The organism is Streptomyces sp. SID12501 (assembly GCF_010550245.1).
GTDB lineage: Bacteria > Actinomycetota > Actinomycetes > Streptomycetales > Streptomycetaceae > Streptomyces.
Genome location: NZ_JAAGLU010000179.1, coordinates 1 through 750 on the forward strand (window position 1 = coordinate 1; position 750 = coordinate 750).

Consider the following 750-nt stretch of genomic DNA (forward strand, 5'->3'; position numbering starts at 1 on the left):
GCCGCGCGAGGTACCCCGCGGGGTCGGCCAGGCCGTCGGGGTGGTCGATGCGCAGGCCGTCCACGACGCCCTCGCGCAGCAGCCGCAGCGTGAGCGCGTGCGTCGCGTCGAACACGTCCGGGTCCTCGACGCGCACCGCGACGAGCGTCCCGACGTCGAAGAACCGCCGGTAGTTCAGCTCCTCGTCGGCGACCTTCCAGTACGCGAGCCGGTAGTGCTGCCGTTCGACGAGCTCGGTCAGCGGCAGCGCCTGCGTGCCCGCCCGGACGGGGAACACGTGGTCGTGGTAGCGCAGCACGGTGGACGGGCCCACGCCGGGCACGTCCTCCTCGACGAGCCGCAGCTCGTCCGCCGCGATCACGGCGCCGATGCGGTCGCCCAGCACGGGCATGAGCACCGCGCCGTCGCCCGCCGACCAGTCCACGTCGAACCACGCCGCGTACGGCGAGTCGGGGCCGTCGGTCAGCACGGACCACAGCGCGCGGTTGTGCCACACGGGGGTGGGCACGGCCATGTGGTTCGGCACGACGTCGAGCACGAGGCCCAGACCCGCGTCGTGCGCCGCCGCGGCGAGCCGCCGCAGCCCGTCCTCGCCGCCGAGCACGTCGGACACCCGGTCGTGGTCGACCACGTCGTACCCGTGCGTCGACCCGGGGGCCGCCGTCAGCACGGGGGACAGATACACGTGAGTGACGCCGAGCGACGCGTGGTACGGCACGCGCGTCGCGACGTCGTCGAACGTGAGGTCGG

Annotated in this window: 1 protein-coding gene; it reads right to left on the bottom strand. The window is 74.1% G+C overall.

Annotated elements, in window-relative coordinates:
• Positions 1 to 750 (bottom strand): alpha-amylase family glycosyl hydrolase (locus G3I71_RS45085; protein WP_239149761.1); only part of this gene is annotated, 750 nt, incomplete at both ends.